Source organism: Vogesella mureinivorans (assembly GCF_007644035.1).
GTDB classification, from domain to species: domain Bacteria; phylum Pseudomonadota; class Gammaproteobacteria; order Burkholderiales; family Chromobacteriaceae; genus Vogesella; species Vogesella mureinivorans.
This window is the reverse complement of record NZ_VMTV02000013.1, coordinates 1-303: the sequence shown is the minus strand read 5'-3', so window position 1 is coordinate 303 and position 303 is coordinate 1. Positions and strand designations below refer to the sequence as shown.

General features: G+C 73.9%; 1 protein-coding gene. It reads left to right on the top strand.

Annotation, left to right across the window (positions count from 1 at the left end; all coding sequences use genetic code 11):
• Window positions 1-303, top strand: a 303-nt coding sequence (locus tag FLQ44_RS00420; protein ID WP_147692579.1) for a M28 family peptidase, incomplete at both ends; no start/stop codon positions are given.

The following is a 303-nucleotide window of genomic DNA, read 5'->3' as shown; positions in this document are numbered from 1 at the left end:
AAGCTCGGGCAGCGCCCGCGCCGCACCGTGCGGGTGATCGCCTGGGGCAACGAGGAGCAGGGCCTGATCGGCGCGCGCGCCTACGCCGCCGCGCATGCGGAGCAGATGGCGAAGCATGTGATCGGTGCCGAAAGCGACTTCGGTGCGGGCCGCATCTACGCCCTGCGCGCGGGCGTGGAACCCGCCTACTGGCCGCTGCTGGAGCAGATCGCCGAGGTGCTGGCGCCGCTCGGGATTCCCTTCGAACGCGAAGGTGGCGGCCCCGGCCCGGACATCGGCCCGCTGGTGCAGCGCGGCGTGCCC